The organism is Vibrio sp. HI00D65 (genome assembly GCF_001635455.1).
Lineage (GTDB): Bacteria > Pseudomonadota > Gammaproteobacteria > Enterobacterales > Vibrionaceae > Vibrio.
The window spans coordinates 1-220 of the sequence record NZ_LWEH01000239.1; the positions used below are offsets into that span (position 1 = coordinate 1).

Genomic DNA, 220 nt, shown 5'->3' on the forward strand with positions numbered 1-220 from the left:
ATGCAATCTACCACAGCGCTTGTTGCTGAGTTTACTGCTGTCACGTTCTTAACGGTTTCAACAACGCACGCTTCACCCACAATCTTCACTGGGTATTCTTGGCGTTCAATTAACGCATTAACAACCGTTTCATTTACGTCAGCAAAAGTAACCTTCATACCAGCGTCAGAAAGAAGTTTACCAATGAAACCACGACCGATATTACCTGCACCAAAATGTA

Annotated in this window: 1 pseudogene; it reads right to left on the minus strand. The window is 42.7% G+C overall.

The features are described from left to right. Positions 1 to 220: pseudogene (locus A3712_RS16785) on the minus strand (mannitol-1-phosphate 5-dehydrogenase); the annotation flags it as partial.